We start from the raw sequence: 16,579 nt of genomic DNA, 5'->3' as shown, positions 1-16,579 counted from the left end.
TTGTCGGTTCGTTATAGTTGGCGTTAGGCTATATAGCCTAACCTATTCGGGGAGTTCCTTCCCATCCAAGGAGGAAAGTCAATTTATGATTTCAAGTACCAGGATACTCAGAGTGCGAACCCCTTTACAGCAAAGTACTCTTTGGTTGCCGACTCTCGGAACGATGCTCCTGATTGGTCGCGCATGCCTTGCGACGGCAATGCTCGTGATGATGGCCGGCTTAGGTCAATCGGTTTATGCCGCAGGCGGAGGTCAGCCGAAGTTTCAACGCATTTCGACGCAGTACATCGCAGCATTAGGTGATCCGGATGCAACCTCCGGGAATGGCGCGGAGTCGTGGGGCCTCTGGCCGCTGGATCCGGGCCCACGGGGGGTGCGGTTGAGCCGCTTGGAAGAGTTGGAGGAAGCGGGTGGCGTCGCCCCGGCACGCTGGAAATTCGACCATACAGACTGGTGGCTGGAGGAACACGGCCTCATCATGGAGCAGCCGACATTTCCGGTCCCTTCCGGCAAATACCTGGTCACGGGTGATCGCGAGGTCACGACCGTGCTAACCATTCATCCCGCTGACAAGGATGGTAATAGTCGCTGGGAGCTTGATGATCAGGCGACGCTCTATGACGTGACGCACCTGAGGTGCCGCTCCGCGCGCTATACACCGACGACCGGTGAGGGTTCGTGTTCTCCGGTAAACGTGCAGAAGGCTGCGTTTCCTGTCACTCCAGGCGGGACGATGCCGCCAGTCAAGGGCTGTAAGAAGCAGGACTATGCGGTTCTCATCGTGATTGCTGTGGCCGTGGAAGACGAAGGCCGGTGATGCCGAAATTCGTAACGTATAGCGAGATGTCGCCAAACAAGCGCATGCAGTCCGGCAAACCACTTACTACGCTTTCGGTCTGAGACTGATGCATTGGGTGGTATGGCCTGAACCACTCCCAACCCAAAGTAGGGGGATGTGTAAGCCGTGAGGGCAATATTTTTCATGCCGACCTATTACCCAGGCAGGATGTGAAGCTACAAAAACTGTAGGTTTCCCTCCCTATCCTATCCCTGCTGCTCCTGACCGGAGGTCAATTTAGGCCATCATTTCGAATATGAACGAATGGTCCTTCCCGAGGCAAAGAAGAGAGCAGCTGTTTCACAGTCAGTGGGCCTGTGCAGGAAAAGTCCCTACCGGTGAAGGGTTTGTTTCGTTGGCCAACGTCGTGAAATTAGTATTAGAACCTGGTGGAACGGGCCGGGATTGAAATGAGATGTAAGGGCAGATCATTGTTTGACCATACGGGATTGATTCCTCATAAGGTCTTTGGTACTTTCCGGCCCAGTCAAAAAAATCCTTTATAATGCCTATTCCTCAACGGAGAGATGGAGAAACGTTCATGACACGATTCGGTGTTGCTGCCGGACTGCTGATCTGCTTGGTCGCTGTGGGGTGTGCGTCGACTGCGCCCCCGAACTTGACGGACACCGGGTTTTCGAAACCGTTTTCTGGACCGGAACCCTACGAGTACTTGGCACCCACGAAAGCCACTGATTCAAGTCAGATCAACGTGCCAATCGGGCTACGGCGCGCCGATGAGATTGCGCGGTGGTTGGGTCTGAAGAGAGAGGATGTTCTCACCGACGAGCAGTTTCGCGACTTCATCACGGGCGGGGGCAACCAGGGCAGCAAGGAGGGCGCGGCTTTGGCGGACAGGAGCGTCCAAATCTTCACCAATACGAATGGGCGCCCGCTGACTTCCAATGTCAACGGCGTCCCAACGCAATCGGTGCTCGCCAGTTACGGGCTCTTCGTGAACAAAGATGGTCTACTAATGAGCTTGGCCAACCAAATCGCACCGACACGAATAGCGAACGTCTTATTGACGCCGGCCGCTGCCTGCCCTGAGAAGCCCCTGTGTGGCTACATCAATACCTGGTTCCTCGCCAATGACGCGAAGGATTCCCTGGTCCAGCTCTACAGTTCGGCCTACACGGCGGAAGCCTTGTACGGCAACCATGCCCAAACCATCTCGGACCCGTGGCAACTTGTGACCAACACCAAAGATGACGTAAGCACGCAGGTAGGGATGTCAATGGCGCCTGCTCTCTGGCTGACCAACTTCGCCCTGCTCTACACCTTGAAACCAGAAATCGCGGCATACATGCCTGCCTATTGGACCCCGATCCCCACGGCCGTGGCCAATGCAATTCTGGCGACCAAGGATACCGGTTTTGTCCAGTACAGCGAGTATGCGTCCTACTTTCCATCAACGAATTGATGCCAGCGTCAAGGGGGACCGCGAGGTCACGACCGTGCTGACCATTCATCCCCCCGACAAGGATGGAAATAGCCGCTGGGAGCTCAATGCACAGGCGACGCTCTATGACGTGACGCATCTGAGGTGCCGCTCCGCGCGCTATACACCGACGAGCAGTGAGGGTTCGTGTTCTCCGGCAAACGTGCAGAAGGCTGCGTTTCCTGCACTCCAGGTGGGGCGATGCCTTCAGTGGAGGGCTGCAAGAAGCAAGACTATGCGGTTCTTATCGTAATCGCTGTGGCCGTGGACGAAGGCCGGTGACACCGGCAAGATTCGTGACGTAGAGCGAGGTGTGGACCAACAAGCGCATGCAGTCTGGAAAACCACTCACCACGCGTGCGCTCTGCCGCTGATGCGTTGCCTGATGTGGCATTATCTACCCCCTACCCAAAGCAAGACTAAGTATGAGTGCAAAATCATGGATGTGAGTTTCCACAGGGATAAAACGTAAGACAAGATAAATATTTGTCGTCTTCAGACACTTGCACCCAAGCCAGAATGATTAAGGTTTTCGATTAGCAGCCTTGTGGTCTGAAATAAATTCGGCCATTAAGGCATCGGCCTCAGCACTCAATTGTTTACTGTCTACCTCTCTGACCACCGACACCTTTCTTCGGATCCATGTATCCGTCGTAAATGACAGCCCATTTCTTTTGATCTGCACCGGTTCCGATAATCGCATGGAGGCTTCATAGATGCGGAGATGAGGACACGCAGTTTGCGCGGGCCACATTTCCAAACTCAAAAGCAGTCGTTTGTTTATGGTCCCTGAATGGCTCTGGCTCAAGGACAATCCGGAGTCCTGATTCTGACTTTGAACAAAACTCTTAAATTTCCTTTTGTATTGTTCTGTCCATGCTGCATATTTAGCACGATCCATACTAAACGCTTCTAACGGACCATGACCCCCCACAGTAAACTCCAGTTGATCAAGTTCCAGCCCTTCTAAAATAGCCTGTTCGGTTGGGACCGGTAGATTAGGAGAGGATGATTCATTTTCTCCCGCTAAGGGTACGGTGGGAGGCTTTGTGTAATAATCCGGGTAGGCGGCACGACTGAGCCGATTATACCCAATAAACTTTTCGATGAATTCTTTCCCATCCGCCTCTATCACTTTGAGGGCATTGCTCTTTTCTATGGTATGAGCTGGTGCCTCCATGGACCAGGTTAGAGCCTGAACTTGAATGGGACGGGGCTTCCTCTCCAACAAAACCGCCGAAGTCAACGTTATCATGGGTTCATAAAACAACGCGTCAGGACATAACGCTCCGATTGGTTCCGCCATCAGGTGAAGCTGCAACGTTGATCGGTGGTGACCCAGCGGTTTCCCCGCAAGCGGAGAGAATTCATACTGAGTAAAAAGGTCACGCGCTTGGACCACTAAACGATCTTTCAGTTCAGGAGGGGAGACCACATCTAAGTACATGGTGTCCAGATCCAGCCCCACGGTCGTTGGGATATCACCCGCCTTCCCTTGTGGTGGGTGGACGAGTCCGCCCAACCCACACCACAACAGCGCGATGAGGAATACACGATAAAGGTCCATGTCGTCAGCCTTCCGACCAGAATCTATGTGAAACACGGTTCAGGTTTCTAGCTTCCATAATAGGCGTTGGCCTCTCGTAATCCGTTTGACAGGTCCTACAGACAATGCAAGTCATGTGGGAGGGTTTGTAAGTAGAGGAAGTGATTTTGAGGCGGGGACCGAATCATAATTTGACCAGGGACTCCTCAATCTTGCCTTACAATTCATTTTGTTCTTCCCATATTCAATGTCAGTTAATCCCGGTTTTCAAGGCCAAGTTCTCCTTGCTTTTATTTCCTTTCCAAATAACCGAAAAGAAATAAAAAAGATTGAACGCAGAGGATATTCGAAAACACATATGGAAGAACGGATAAAAATTCATTCAGTCAATGCGTGGGAACCTTGGTTCATTCTAGTGGCCTTTCTTTCCTTATTTGTCCTTTGCTTGGTTACTTCAGTTTTTATGTCGATTGTGCTTGAGGGCACCAATCTCCTGCTTTCTCTTGAGGAGTTTGACCGGCGAGAGGTGTTACTTGCAAACCTTTTATTAGTCCTTTATTGCCTTAAACAATATGGGCCTATCAAATGGTCAGAATTTGTACCTCGTGGTAAGGATTATGCCGTTTTAGCCATAGGGTTACTGATCATATTTTGGGCATTTGGATTAATTATAGGGCGTGAGGGAATCAAGGCAGACCCTGACTGGCAAATTCTCACGGGGTACCAGTATGGATTTATTGTTTTGGCGCTGACTCTCTTTGGGCCTTTGCTAGAGGAAGTCTTTCTTCGGCGATACTTTTACGAAATGCTCGCTACTTTATACTCGCGGACGGCAGCCTTAGTCGTTACCGTCTGTATCGGCACCCTTTTACACTGGCACTCGGATATCACCTGGTTCTATATCTTTTGGCATTTTTTCTTAGCAGGCGTATTTACCTTGGCCTATATGAACAGTCGATTAAGCGTGTCTATTCTCTTACATATTTTTAATAATACAATGGCCGTGTTGCTGTCGCGTTAATCTACAGAAGAATGAAACAAGAACATTCCCATAACACAAAAAGCATTATAGGACATATGACAAACCATCCCTGATGTAAGAGCGTGGGTTCTCAAGCGTAACAAAAGTGTGGCAAGGCCCAAGCAGAGAATGGCTAAAGCTGCAGGGGGATAAACGTAGATTTTGGGAAAATGCAGTGCCACATACATGCCGGTAACTATTATACCTCCCAGAAGGGGGCCCCATGTTTGTGAAAATCCGGTATACAGGATACCTCTAAATAAACATTCTTCTATGAAGGGAGCGATTACCACGAATAATATGATCCAGAATAATTGCGGAATAAAGGGAGCGTTCAGCATTTGGGAAGTGAAGGGCCTGGGTAAAGTCTGGGTTGGAGAAAACCAATAGAAAAAACACAAGCCCCAGCCAAGACTGAGGCTTAACCCTATAAAAAATGGCCACATGAAAAACGAATCATGATTTGGCTTCCATACCATTTTTATGAACCATTGAAATAAACTTTGGTTTTTTGTCCGCTTATAAATAATCCAAAATCCTGCCCAAGCTCCCCCTACCATACTCACTATGGCCAAAAAGGGAGCCGTCCATAGGTTCAATTCAATCAAAAAAGCATCAGAAAATGTGCCGACGATCCCTTCGCCGAATCCAACGAAAAACCCTAAACTAAAATCTAAAGAAACTTGTAGAAGCTCACGGGTGAGAATAAATCCTAATAAAACGAGAAACGCCCCCTTGGCTCCGAACCAGGGATTGGGTTCAGTGGAAGAAAAGGGCGAGGTAGAAGACTCTAAGGCAGAGGAGTGAGCCATACCCTCGTGTCGGTATTTGTCTTCTTTTAATGAAGTTCTTACAAACCTTCCCAGGAAGATTGAAAACGGGGTTTGGGGAACCCTTACCGGTTAGATGAGAGTGAGTTTGGTTTATCTCCGATTTAGTGGACTCATCTGAATAGCACCATACGAGCCAAGGGGACGTGAGATGGAGAAACGCAGAAAGTCTAGCCAGAAGCTTGGGCGAACGTTTGTGATCCAACTCCCATTTCTACGATCGTCGGGATCGTGTCACCAAACAGTCTCGACGCCAAATGACGTATGCCGTAAAGGCCAGGAGTGAAATGAAGAACACGGTGCGAATGCGTCCGTATCCAAAGCAGGCGAAATTGGAGGTGGCATTGAGAATGCCGAATCCGGCATAGGCCAGGTAGACAAACAAGGCCCAACGACGCAGTTTGAGAAAGCCATACCCGATGGCAACATGCAGCGTGGGTGATTGCACTTTGAATAACAGACCTAAGATGCCGGTAGGTTTGGTGCAAAAGACGGACAGGTGGTATTCAGGGTTCGCCACAATAATGTACAGGTCCATGAGGGCTGTCCACAGAAATAACCCGCCAAGAAATCGGATGTCGTGACCACGTTTCCAGGCATGGCGTAATGTGGCCAATTGACCTTGGGGAGCTGGGAGATAGGCTTGATAGGCTTGCAGGCACCACCACGGCAAGATTATTAACATGCTAAAGAACAAACCCGCTCCCGGCCCCCCGACGGCTCCCAGAGCCCACGTGACGACCCCGAGCAGCCCTCCCACTATCAGCACCCAGATCATCTGAACGGGATATCCCCGGACCAGGAGTCCAAGTCCTGGAAGGATAGCTGAGAGAACTCCCCCAAGCGGAGATGTGTTCGAATGATCGGATGCAGAGCTGTTCAATTCAGATCCCATGGGAAGGAAAAGGATAGAGATGTAAAATCCTGAGGGCAAGCCGGGCAGAGGGGTCGGTTGAAAAAGCCGCCAGCGGCGTTCCCTGCCTTCGCCGGAGCGGCTTCGCGCAGGCAGGTCGCCATTTTCCGTGATCACTTACTAAGCGTACGCTCCGTGCGTAAAGCAAGGGAGGTCCCCTGCGGGATACGCTAACCCATGCGCGGCCTTCCCTTGGACATGACTCAGGGCAGGACTGGACTGACCCTTCGGGAAGACCCAGGGCATGCTTTTTTTTAACCGACCCGGAGCCTTTGATGAGTTATCTAATTCTGAGCAAATTTGCCATTGAACATCTTTATTAATCAACACTCCCAGAAGGGATCGACAGGATCCTATCGAATAAATCCGGCATGCTGGACACGAGAATTTAATGCCTCAATGATGCCATCGCCTCATTTTCAGAAAACAGATCAAAAACAGGTTTTGTGGGAAATGGAGTCTGGATAGGAGGTCAAATTTTGGATGCATTACATTCGGTGATTTTGGCCATACGGATAGCACGTGCGGAAGAGTAACTTTCGTTACAACCGTTCCCGTAATGTGTCAGAGTTGTTGGTTCGAGCGCTCGTCGCATGCCCGCTTACCCCATCGTTATTACTGTGTGAGAACTGTGTTATAGCCATTTTGAATTACTTGCCCCAGTGTCAAGTAGCTGTATAATACCCTCCCGATGGAATTCATCCAGATGTACATAGACCTGCTGCCCACCTACCTCCTTAGTTGGAAGGCCTACGCAGTCCTGGGTATTTGCCTTGTCCTTGAATATGCCTTCTACGTATATAAGAGGCCACTGCTTACCAGGGAATTGGCAGAGGATTTCGTGTTTGCGGTGTTCAAACGGTGGGTGTTTTTGCCGGCCTTCCTCGTGTATGCCGCCTTATACAAGGATTTCTACGAAATACTGTTCCCACCAGAAACGTGGAATCTTGCACGAGAGTGGCCGTTGGGTGTGCAGCTTGTTGTAGGCTACTTGGCGGGTGATTTTATGGTCTTTGCAACCCACGTGATGATGCATAAAGTCAAGCCATTGTGGTACTTCCATGCCGTCCATCACAGCCAAAAAAACATAAACCCACTCACAACACATCGTACTCACTTTATCGAAGATTTCATCGAGGATGGAATCCAGTTTCTCCCTCTGGCTATCCTCGGAGTGGGTTACTCAACGTGGGTCGCAGTTCGTGGTTTCAATTGGTTATGGTCCCACCTGATTCATTCAAACATCCATTGGAATTTTGGCCCGATCGGCCGTGTTGTAGTTAGCCCACAATATCATCGCATCCATCATTCTGTGGACCCGGAATATTATGACTGTAATTTCTCAGCAAGGTTGGTGATTTGGGATCAAATGTTCGGTACCTGGTGTCCCCGTAATGATCTTTACCCATCAACAGGAATTCCCGATCCAGATTATCCCAAAGAAACATCGGCACATCCGTTAGCTTTATTTCGCCAGGTGGTCCGCCAGTATGTTTATCCTTTTCGAAAGTTGGTAGCAGCGTATAGAACCGCGTATTGAGATTTCATAACCCTGCCAACAGAATCTTAAAAAAAACCAGCCATTCGTCAGAGTTAGATGTCACTTGCCGGTTAGTTTGAGTAATCGCTCAACAGATCTCCCGGCGAAGAATGCGCCAAAAACAAGACCAAGGATCGGCACGGCCATTGGGAACCATAGCAGCATGGCCGACTCGTGTCGTGATATGTCCTTTAATCTTAAAATAAGCTTCGTTAGACGCCCGCCAGGATAATGATAAGGTTCATAATCACCGGCAAAGGGAATGTGAGCTAGAATGATGTTATCGAATCGTGCGGTATCACGCCCGGTCCAGTACAAAATTTTCATGGCCATCCAGACACTTTCCGGCGGTGCGTGCTCGCATTGGGCTAGGGGCTGACGCAGTATCGGAATGTGAGCTGTCATTAATTGACGCGAGTAAATAACGTTCTGGCCTCCGCGAAGCTGCAAGCCCATATTGATAGGACAGGTGGCAAGGGTTTGCCGGCGAATAGCCACATTGTTGAAGTACATCCCACGTGCTGGGGCAGGATCACGATCGTTCGAAAACCTTGGGAAAAAGTAAAAAAGCGCAGCTGAAAATGTAAACGGTCCGGTTATTGGGATCGTTGTCTCTCCTGCAACGGCTCCAACCTCGGGGTACTCTACAAAGGTCCGAAGAAGGGAGAAAAGCCAGTCTTGTCGATATATGCAATCAGGGTCTGCAAAAACGATGACCTCAGACTCCAGATTGTTGGCACCCAAAGCTTTCTGATCGCCATAGGTTTGGCCCTCAGGAATTCTATAGATCTTCAGCCAGGAGAATTCCCTACATAGTTCTTCAAGAACCCCCTCCGGCAGGTTGCCATCTTCAAGCAACGCGACTTGATCCGCGCAATGTGGCGATGGTTTCTGTTTGGAAATTGATTCGAGTGCAGTCCGAAGCCGTCCCACCTTGGCAAGACGCAGATTGGCGGTTTCTATAAAGATGGAAAAACTGGGAAAATTGGTTTCCACTGAGGCACTTTTTAGAAGGGTGTCGATAGAACCTTTATTCGTTTTGTTATTTCTGACAAAGAACCTGCAAGATTTTCTCAGTTGCTTTGTCATCTCATAACGGTGTGGTCACTTGATCATTTCCATTACCTTTGGTGTGAGAAAGGGCTTCTCGAATAATATCGTCCTTACTATTTCCAATAAGCTTATTCGTTCCATGGGAGATGATAAGAGGGTGCTCAGGTGTCACCATTCCCTGGTCTGTGTAATGTCGCTAGACAATACCCTTGCTCAGAAGATTCTCCTTTGCACTTTCTTCGGTAATGAATAAATAATCTGAAACCCAATTAGTGAAGACACGATTGATTTCTTGTGGCATCGAGCGAGCATAACTTCGACAAACGAGGGTGGATTCACATCTCCAACGACCAAGACCATGTCTGTTTTTTCCCTAAGAACAACAGATTCGAACCGCCGCATAAAGGTTGCCATTTGCTCAATAGGAGGTTCTGAGCCAACTTCTAAATTCATGTCTGGCTTGGGAATGCCCAGGTCATCGAAAAAATACTGGGACATTTTTGCATTATAAGGTTGGCCGGTGTGCCCGAGGAAAGAAGAAATCAGTGAAGAATTTTCCATTTCCTCCATGCGTGGAGCATTTTTCATAAAATTCGGTCGTGCCCCAGCGACAAGAACTATTTTCGTCAAAGACTCACCGCCGTTCAGCGGCGATCCGATCCAGCAAGCGAAGGGATGGTGAGTTCCTCGGTTACACGTGTCGCAATTAATCTATGGCCTAGAGCATTGGGGTGTATGCCATCTTTCTCGTTCATTAGGAGATTTTTGAAACCGACTGATTCAAACTTAGCGTAAACAGGAATACTCCGAAAATCTAGTCTCGACAGCTCGTGCTCTACAATTTTGTAAACTGCGTGATAGGCATCTTTGGTCTCAGAGGTCTCCAGGAGATATGGAATCAGTACCACAATAACTTCAAACCCGTGTTCTCGCTCTAACTCTTTTAGACGTTCGAAAGCATACCTCAGTCGTCCTATGTACGGGAGCGAGGCGTACATTCCTACATACTGCTGGAAGCCGCCGCTTCCATCGGCAGGCATTAACTGCCCCAAGTTGGCCATCAGACTCCGTAGAGCCTGATCTCTAGATACGTCTACGATATACGGTTTATTGTTCCCGACAAAGGCTGGTTCAGTATTGATGCGGGTGTTGAGCAGGGCCGTCTGAATCCTATCGATCTTTACTCTAATAAGCTGAGCTAACCTCGAGTGGTATATGAAAGACGAACGATATGTTTCTACCTTCTTAATGTATTCGGCGCTGGGAGAGATGTCCCACAGGTCATTGATGCAATAGCCGAGAATGACCAAATTCGGTTTGAATTTAATCCCAATTTGCTCCAAGGTGGCGACTTCCTGCAACGTGTTGTAACCGCCGTGACCCAAATTGAGCACTTCGACTCGATTGCCCTTCTCGTTGAGCAGCCCTTCGAGTTGTTTGGGAAAGGTCTTTTCAACCGCCAATGATTTACCGAATGTGATTGAATCCCCGAGGGTGATGATCCTATAGACGTCGGGCTCCTTTTCGACCTTAAACTCACGATCTCGAAAACCATGCGAATTCACCTTGATGTAAGTACCCCATGCGTTTCCCTCTGTATTCGGATTCAATATATATGGTCTCTCGTCAATATCAGAGGGCTTTATGATCAACTCGCGCCCATCCATGAATTGAGCAAGCGGCTCAAATCCAACAATCCGTAAGGCGAGTTCTAGAATTGAGTACGTGACCAGTATGGAGGTAAAGGCAAGTAAAACATTCAATAGACTCCCTATCTTTTTATTGTAGTGGGTATGGTCTATCCTCATCGACTCGCCTGTCAGGATTGCCTTTGGCTTGCATAATTTTTGGTGAAGCTCGTTCGGTAAGAGAAGGTAGGCTTATGGAGCGACATTTCGTCGGGACGCCCCAGGTTAATAGAAAGTCCAGTAGATCATTGAATGCTGATTGCTCCAACCATCTTAGGCCCGGCTTCAATTCGACATCTTTTGACGTGCCTGTAGTACTTCATCGAAAATCTCGGCGAGTCTACCGGTCAATGCGCGGCGATTATATTGATTAAGATATTCTGCTTTGGGAAATGAAAATGTAGGTAGAGATTGACTCTGCCATCTACTATGAAGTGTTCGAAGAGCTCCCATGATCGCCTCATGGTTGTGCTCAGTACAGGCAATAAAATATCCCCCGAAACTCTCAATGAGTTCGATGTTATCTCCCTGAGGTGCGACTGCTAATATGGGTTTTCCACTTCTGAGATATTCATAAGTCTTTCCGGCCACTGAAGAAAGCTCAGCACTGGTTGCCTCTTGATAAACCAAAAGCGCATCACAATCTCTCATATTTTCAATTGCAGATTGGTGGTCGATCATGGGGAGTGCTGAGATAATATCCTCAGTATCGGTTTCCCGAATTAAACGTTTAATTTCTCTCGAATCGTCACCAATAATTCTTAAATGCACAGACTTGCCTTCGTCGTTTAAAGACCGCAGCGAACGGAAAAACCATGCAGGGGAGCGATCTCCCACTCCCGCAAAACGGCCACAATACAACAAGTCCAGATAGGGATGTGGCACTCGGTGAACGCTCCCTGTTTGTGAGCTGTCAACGGGTTTGAAGTCGCTCTCGTCAAAGCCGTTTGGTAGTAAAACCGGGCCTCTTGTGCCGGCGGGGACATGGGGTTTATATGCATCTCTCACACTTTTAGTAGTCACCAGAAAACAGTCAGTCGTCGCTAGAATCTTTTCTTCAACGCAGGGCCACAGCCATTTACAAAGTAAGCTTTTCAGCCTAGCCTTCACACGACATCTTGGCCTGTAAGGGTCCAGTGACCAGGGATCCCTAAAGTCGACTACCAAAGGCAGTGACGCTTTTCTAGCAAGTGCGATACCAAGCACACCCAGGGGAAAAGGTGGGCAACTAATGTACAGTAAGTGAAAGTCTTTTTCCCGGATCATGTCCTTCAATCTAAACCATGCTTTGATTGTCCAGAGCCAAGCGGTTAGCTGGTAAGATAAGGGGAACTTCGGTGCCGATATGCGGACCACATTTTCGGTTTTGGCGTCATTGGGAGACTCAGATTGTAATCGTGCTATGACTGTAGTGCGCCAGCCGAATTCTGGAAGATAATGCGCAAACTTGCTCGAGCGTACTGCCGCTCCTATTGCAGGACAGGGAAGAAAATCGTACGAGACAATGAGGACGTGCTTATTTAATGGGCGTTGTTGCATCATTCAAACACCCAGACAGGATTCCTGGAAGGTTTGTCGCTTTATAACATTCTCTCGGACTTTGGGATGCCAAAGTTTACCATTCGGTTCAGAACCATACACTTCATCCACCCTTCAGTGGGCGGAGTATCACCCCGGCGCGTTCTGAACCTGAGACCCAAGATACACGTGAACCTAAACATAGCGTCTTCCGCCAAACGCTGTCGTGGAGACACGTTGGCTACGCCCCGGACAGACTGGCCGTCCTTCTGGATCTGATGAAGATGGAAATCCAGTAGGGCAAGCTACTCAAGGGAGTTAGCACCACGCAATTGCTTCGCCTTATGCCGAGGAGAAATCAGACTAGGGAATAAAGACTAGCCATTTCTGAATCAAAGGACTTCACATTAGGGAGGGAAGAAAAGGGTGTGTAACCAGAAGTTGGTTGGTGAAGATTCTATTTGGTAAGTGTGAGTTTTTATTGATTTTTGGGCTTTTCATCAAAGCCTACTCTATGCCTACAAATTTTTCTTGAGAATATATTCTCAAAGAAATTTATGTATAAGCTATTTTTTCGTGAAGAGAAATATGGTGGGCCGTGTAGGGGTCGAACCTACGGCCCGCTGATTAAGAGTCAGCTGCTCTACCAACTGAGCTAACGGCCCCACCGAGATGCAGGATATTTTATGAAAGTATTTACGGTTTTTCCAGAACCACGGCTGGATATCGAAGAATTCTACCTCCCCTAGACCCTCCTTACAAAGGAGGGGGATTTTGAACTCTTTTCCCTTGCCCAACTTACATAAGGAGAAAGAATTTCGAAACTACCTTTTTTAGGCCCTTTCCTTTAAAGAAAGGGGAAAGTCGAATGACCTATGTGCATGGTGCGCCTGACAGGATTTGAACCTGTGGCCCCTTGCTCCGGAGGCAAGTGCTCTATCCACTGAGCTACAGGCGCAAGATTGTGTTCATGTGCAATTACATCCGGCCTCTAGTTCTTGTGGCGTCTCCGCCCTGGGAGAGGAAAAACAGAGGGCAACTGCCCCGGAAAAGTTCTGAAGCTAGCATGGATGTTTAGGTGATGTCTACCTGCCGGAGGCCCTGAATTTAGTCGCAAGAGGGAGCCGGTTCCATGGTGGTTTGATACTGCTCAAACACCGCGGTGGAGGCTTGGACCAGTTCGGGTGGTTCTCCTAGGACGGTGGTTAATAATAGTTCGACATCTTGCGGGGTGAGGCCATTGGAAGGGGCAATGAAGCGTTTACGGGCGACCTGGCGTTCTTCCGGATCATCGGGTTCGTAGTAGCCCAATAATTCACCGGAGTTCACCGCATCTGTTAATCGTTGGGTCCATTGCTCAATGAGTGCCGGAGTCCAGCTTTTTGTGCTCAGGTGATCCTGGAAGAGTTCCAATTTGGTCCATAGCACCCAGCCGACAAAGACCGCCCAGGTTTCATTCATGACTTCCCACGCATCCTGATCCGAGAGAAATCGCAGTTCGGTGGCCCCTTTGAGCTGGCGAATAGGATTGATCCGGACAAAGCGGTAATGACAGGCCATCTGGTTGTTGGCTACATCCAAGACCTGCTGGTCCTCCGCAGTCAGCGCTTGTCCATGGTCGGTGGCATAGAGGTAATCCAGATAGGCATGCAGGAGTTCATGATAGAGAAGGGCAATATCATGATGGGTCATCCTGGCCAGGTCGGCCAACGCGCCGCCGGCCTCATTAAAGGACAGCCGCAGGTTGAGAATCATGGTGTGATCGTGTGGGTGATATTCTGCGGCGTATGTGCGGAGGTCTTCAAAGTGTACGGTGACAAATTTGGGGTCGATGTGTTTGAGGAACCCCGTTGGCAGCCCCAGGGTGTCGGCTTGCTGCAGGAGGGCAGGCCACGGATGACGAGGATTAGGACGATTTGAATTGGTGTCCTCAGCAGACCAGGCTTGGCTTGGCATGTTCACACTTATCAGACTGACCAGAATGGCCAGGCCCAACGTCCGACCGAAATATGACACTTTCTTACCTCCAGGAATAGGTTTGATCTTCTTCAACTAAACTCCAGGTGTCGAAATAGGATGGCGGGATGTGATCCAGATACCGTGAGGGTTTCGTGAGGACCGACCCTGTCATTTTATCGTATACATTGATGGGGTAGGTGAGGAAGAGGTGATGTTTGGCTCTGGTGACCGCGACGTAGAGCAGTCGGCGCTCTTCTTCCAGTTCTTCGGGGCCCATAAAGGAGTAGGCTGAGGGAAACCGTCCGTCCACAAGCCAGATGACAAAGACGCATTGCCATTCTAATCCCTTGGCCGAGTGAATGGTGGAAAGAATCAGCCGCTCGTCGTCCCGATCGGGTGCTTCGACGTCCACCACACTTTCATTGGGGGGCTCAAGCGTGAGATCGGCCAGGAAGTCGTTGAGACTTTCGTAACGTTCCGCCATGACGGATAAATGTTCCAGGTCTCGAATCCGTTTGGGGTAATCGTCATACTGATCTTTGAGGAGAGGGACATAGTATTCCATCATTTCCCCGAGCAGTACGGCAGGGGTGAGGGGATTTTCCGTTAATTGGTCCAGTGTGGCGGCCAGGTGACGCAATCCGGAGGCGGAGCGGCCGGTGCTATGTTTCAAGATCTCATACTGGCCATGGGCCTGGAGAATGGATGCGATCAGATCTTTGGCTTTTTTGGGGCCGACCCCTTCGAGGAGCAAGAGGAGCCGGTTCCAGCTGACGGTGTCCAAAGGATTGTGAATGATCCGCAAGTGGGCCATGAGGTCTTTGACATGGGCGGTTTCGATAAATTTGAACCCGCCTCGCTTTATGAAGGGGAGGTTTCGCCGGGTGAGTTCCAATTCGAGGTCAAAGGCATGAAAGCTGGATCGGAACAGCACGGCGATCTCATGTAAGGGGATACCTTCTTCCCGTAATTCCAGAATTTTTTGAGCGATGAATCGCGATTGGGCGTTCTCTCCCATGGCCTCCACGACGGTGGGTAATGGTCCCTCTCCTTTTCGTGTGAAGAGCGTTTTGCTGTATTTTTCGGGTGCCGCTTCAATGAGCTTGTTTGCCAGTTGGAGAATCGGTTGCGTGCTCCGGTAGTTTTCCTCCAATTTGTAAATGGTCGCACCCGGGAAGAGGTCGGGAAATTCCATGATATTGCGGAAGGTGGCGCCACGAAAGGCATAGATGGATTGCGAATCGTCGCCCACCACCATGACATTGTCATGGGTAGCCGCCAGATTGCGGACCAGTGAGGCTTGCAGGCGATTGGTGTCTTGATATTCATCCACCAGAATATAGCGAAAGATCTGACTAATGGTTTCCCGGGCCTGTTGGTCGATGACCAGGAGTTCAAGGAGTTTGACTAAGAGGTCGTCATAATCGACCAGTTGCCGTTGGCGCTTGGCTGCGTCATAGGCGGCCTGGAGTTTCTGAAGTTCTCCCAGATACTCCCCGAAGTGGCTGTATTCATTGATGACAATGTCTTCCAGGCTTTCCAAGGTGTTGGCCGTTTTGCCGAATATTTCGGCCAGGGTATGTTTGCGGGGGAACCGTTTGCCGGTGTCGTTCAGCCCCAATTGACCACGGAGGAGGCTCAACAGATCTTCGGAATCTCCCCGATCGAGTATCGTAAACCCTGGTTCCAGTCCGACGGGGCGGCCATAACGCCGCAGGAGGATATTAGCCATCGAATGAAAGGTTCCACCGCCGACCTGCTGGGCGCGGAGTCCGATGAGGAGTCCGACCCGGCTGAGCATTTCCTGTGAGGCTTTTCGGGTAAAGGTCAGAAGTAAAATTGAGCTGGGGACAATGCCCAGGTCGATGAGCCTGGCGACCCGGTACACGAGGGTGCGTGTTTTCCCGCTGCCCGCCCCGGCGATGACAAGGGCCGGGCCTTGCACGGCTTCCACGGCGGCGAGTTGTTGGGGGTTCAATTCTTCCGCGTAATTACGCGATAATTTCGGCGGAGTGGACTCCTCCAGGGGACGTTTCAGGACATAAACTTTAGATGATGGCGACGTGGAATCCATGAATCCATGGGCAGGAATTAAGGGGAGATATGCACCCGAGTTTCGTCTTTCGAAGACCTTTGGCCGTGTATAGCATACGTGGTGGTGGGTTGCAACGCGGGCGATATTAGGCTTGGACAGGTCGCGGGCCCTCGGTTATACTTTAACACAATTACGGA

The 16,579-nt window shown here is 49.7% G+C and carries 15 protein-coding genes and 2 tRNA genes; 5 read left to right on the top strand and 12 right to left on the bottom strand.

Annotation, left to right across the window (positions count from 1 at the left end):
* Positions 1–85: 85 nt before the first annotated feature.
* The 3 genes from PQG83_RS14190 to PQG83_RS14180 all read left to right on the top strand — a co-directional run bounded on the left by PQG83_RS14190 (position 86) and on the right by PQG83_RS14180 (position 2,532).
* Complete coding sequence (locus tag PQG83_RS14190) at positions 86–817, top strand: hypothetical protein (protein WP_312742308.1); 732 nt, start codon at positions 86–88, stop codon at positions 815–817.
* Between the two features lie 562 nt (positions 818–1,379).
* Positions 1,380–2,261, top strand: coding sequence for a hypothetical protein (locus PQG83_RS14185; RefSeq protein WP_312742306.1), 882 nt, complete (start codon positions 1,380–1,382; stop codon positions 2,259–2,261).
* Positions 2,233–2,532 (top strand): hypothetical protein, encoded by a 300-nt coding sequence (locus PQG83_RS14180; RefSeq protein WP_312742303.1) that lies wholly within the window; start codon positions 2,233–2,235, stop codon positions 2,530–2,532. The genes PQG83_RS14185 and PQG83_RS14180 overlap by 29 nt, the downstream gene beginning before the upstream one ends.
* On the opposite strand, the gene PQG83_RS14175 is transcribed toward PQG83_RS14180, so the two are convergent.
* Both PQG83_RS14175 and PQG83_RS14170 read right to left on the bottom strand, forming a co-directional pair.
* Positions 2,524–2,673, bottom strand: a complete 150-nt coding sequence (locus PQG83_RS14175; protein WP_312742301.1) for a hypothetical protein — start codon at positions 2,671–2,673, stop codon at positions 2,524–2,526. The two genes, PQG83_RS14180 and PQG83_RS14175, sit on opposite strands and share 9 nt — an antisense overlap.
* 129 nt (positions 2,674–2,802) lie before the next feature.
* Positions 2,803–3,846 (bottom strand): hypothetical protein, encoded by a 1,044-nt coding sequence (locus tag PQG83_RS14170; RefSeq protein WP_312742298.1) that lies wholly within the window; start codon positions 3,844–3,846, stop codon positions 2,803–2,805.
* 337 nt (positions 3,847–4,183) lie between these two features.
* Between PQG83_RS14170 and PQG83_RS14165 the strand changes: the two genes are divergently transcribed.
* The gene (locus tag PQG83_RS14165; RefSeq protein ID WP_312742296.1) at positions 4,184–4,846 is read left to right on the top strand and encodes a CPBP family intramembrane glutamic endopeptidase; all 663 of its coding nucleotides are present in this window, start codon (positions 4,184–4,186) and stop codon (positions 4,844–4,846) included.
* Here PQG83_RS14165 and PQG83_RS14160 read toward each other — a convergent pair.
* A complete protein-coding gene (locus PQG83_RS14160) occupies positions 4,843–5,658 on the bottom strand; it encodes a CPBP family intramembrane glutamic endopeptidase (protein ID WP_312742294.1) in 816 nt (271 codons plus the stop codon). The two genes, PQG83_RS14165 and PQG83_RS14160, sit on opposite strands and share 4 nt — an antisense overlap.
* A 232-nt stretch (positions 5,659–5,890) precedes the next feature.
* The gene (locus tag PQG83_RS14155) at positions 5,891–6,706 is read right to left on the bottom strand and encodes a hypothetical protein (RefSeq protein ID WP_312742293.1); all 816 of its coding nucleotides are present in this window, start codon (positions 6,704–6,706) and stop codon (positions 5,891–5,893) included.
* Between the two features lie 724 nt (positions 6,707–7,430).
* Between PQG83_RS14155 and PQG83_RS14150 the strand changes: the two genes are divergently transcribed.
* Positions 7,431–8,129 (top strand): sterol desaturase family protein, encoded by a 699-nt coding sequence (locus PQG83_RS14150; protein WP_312742292.1) that lies wholly within the window; start codon positions 7,431–7,433, stop codon positions 8,127–8,129.
* Between the two features lie 60 nt (positions 8,130–8,189).
* Here PQG83_RS14150 and PQG83_RS14145 read toward each other — a convergent pair whose 3' ends face one another.
* The 8 genes from PQG83_RS14145 to PQG83_RS14110 all read right to left on the bottom strand — a co-directional run bounded on the left by PQG83_RS14145 (position 8,190) and on the right by PQG83_RS14110 (position 16,421).
* Complete coding sequence (locus tag PQG83_RS14145) at positions 8,190–9,218, bottom strand: glycosyltransferase family 2 protein (RefSeq protein WP_312742290.1); 1,029 nt, start codon at positions 9,216–9,218, stop codon at positions 8,190–8,192.
* A gap of 177 nt (positions 9,219–9,395) precedes the next feature.
* Positions 9,396–9,770 carry a UDP-N-acetylglucosamine 2-epimerase gene (locus PQG83_RS14140; protein WP_312742287.1) on the bottom strand — a complete coding sequence of 125 codons (375 nt, stop codon included), beginning with the start codon at positions 9,768–9,770 and terminating at the stop codon, positions 9,396–9,398.
* A gap of 56 nt (positions 9,771–9,826) precedes the next feature.
* Positions 9,827–10,990 (bottom strand): SGNH/GDSL hydrolase family protein, encoded by a 1,164-nt coding sequence (locus tag PQG83_RS14135; RefSeq protein ID WP_312742284.1) that lies wholly within the window; start codon positions 10,988–10,990, stop codon positions 9,827–9,829.
* Positions 10,991–11,155: 165 nt separating this feature from the next.
* The gene (locus tag PQG83_RS21170) at positions 11,156–12,409 is read right to left on the bottom strand and encodes a glycosyltransferase (protein ID WP_502572808.1); all 1,254 of its coding nucleotides are present in this window, start codon (positions 12,407–12,409) and stop codon (positions 11,156–11,158) included.
* Between the two features lie 568 nt (positions 12,410–12,977).
* Positions 12,978–13,053 (bottom strand) — tRNA-Lys (locus PQG83_RS14125).
* A 217-nt stretch (positions 13,054–13,270) separates the two neighbouring features.
* Positions 13,271–13,346, bottom strand: a tRNA-Arg gene (locus tag PQG83_RS14120).
* Between the two features lie 149 nt (positions 13,347–13,495).
* A complete protein-coding gene (locus tag PQG83_RS14115) occupies positions 13,496–14,404 on the bottom strand; it encodes a hypothetical protein (RefSeq protein ID WP_312742279.1) in 909 nt (302 codons plus the stop codon).
* Positions 14,405–14,408: 4 nt separating this feature from the next.
* Positions 14,409–16,421: an ATP-dependent helicase gene (locus PQG83_RS14110; protein ID WP_312742278.1), complete on the bottom strand. Its 2,013-nt coding sequence runs from the start codon at positions 16,419–16,421 to the stop codon at positions 14,409–14,411.
* Positions 16,422–16,579: the final 158 nt, after the last annotated feature.

It is taken from the genome of Candidatus Nitrospira neomarina, from assembly GCF_032051675.1.
Taxonomy (GTDB): Bacteria; Nitrospirota; Nitrospiria; order Nitrospirales; family UBA8639; genus Nitrospira_E; species Nitrospira_E neomarina.
This window is presented reverse-complemented; position numbering and strand designations above follow the sequence as displayed.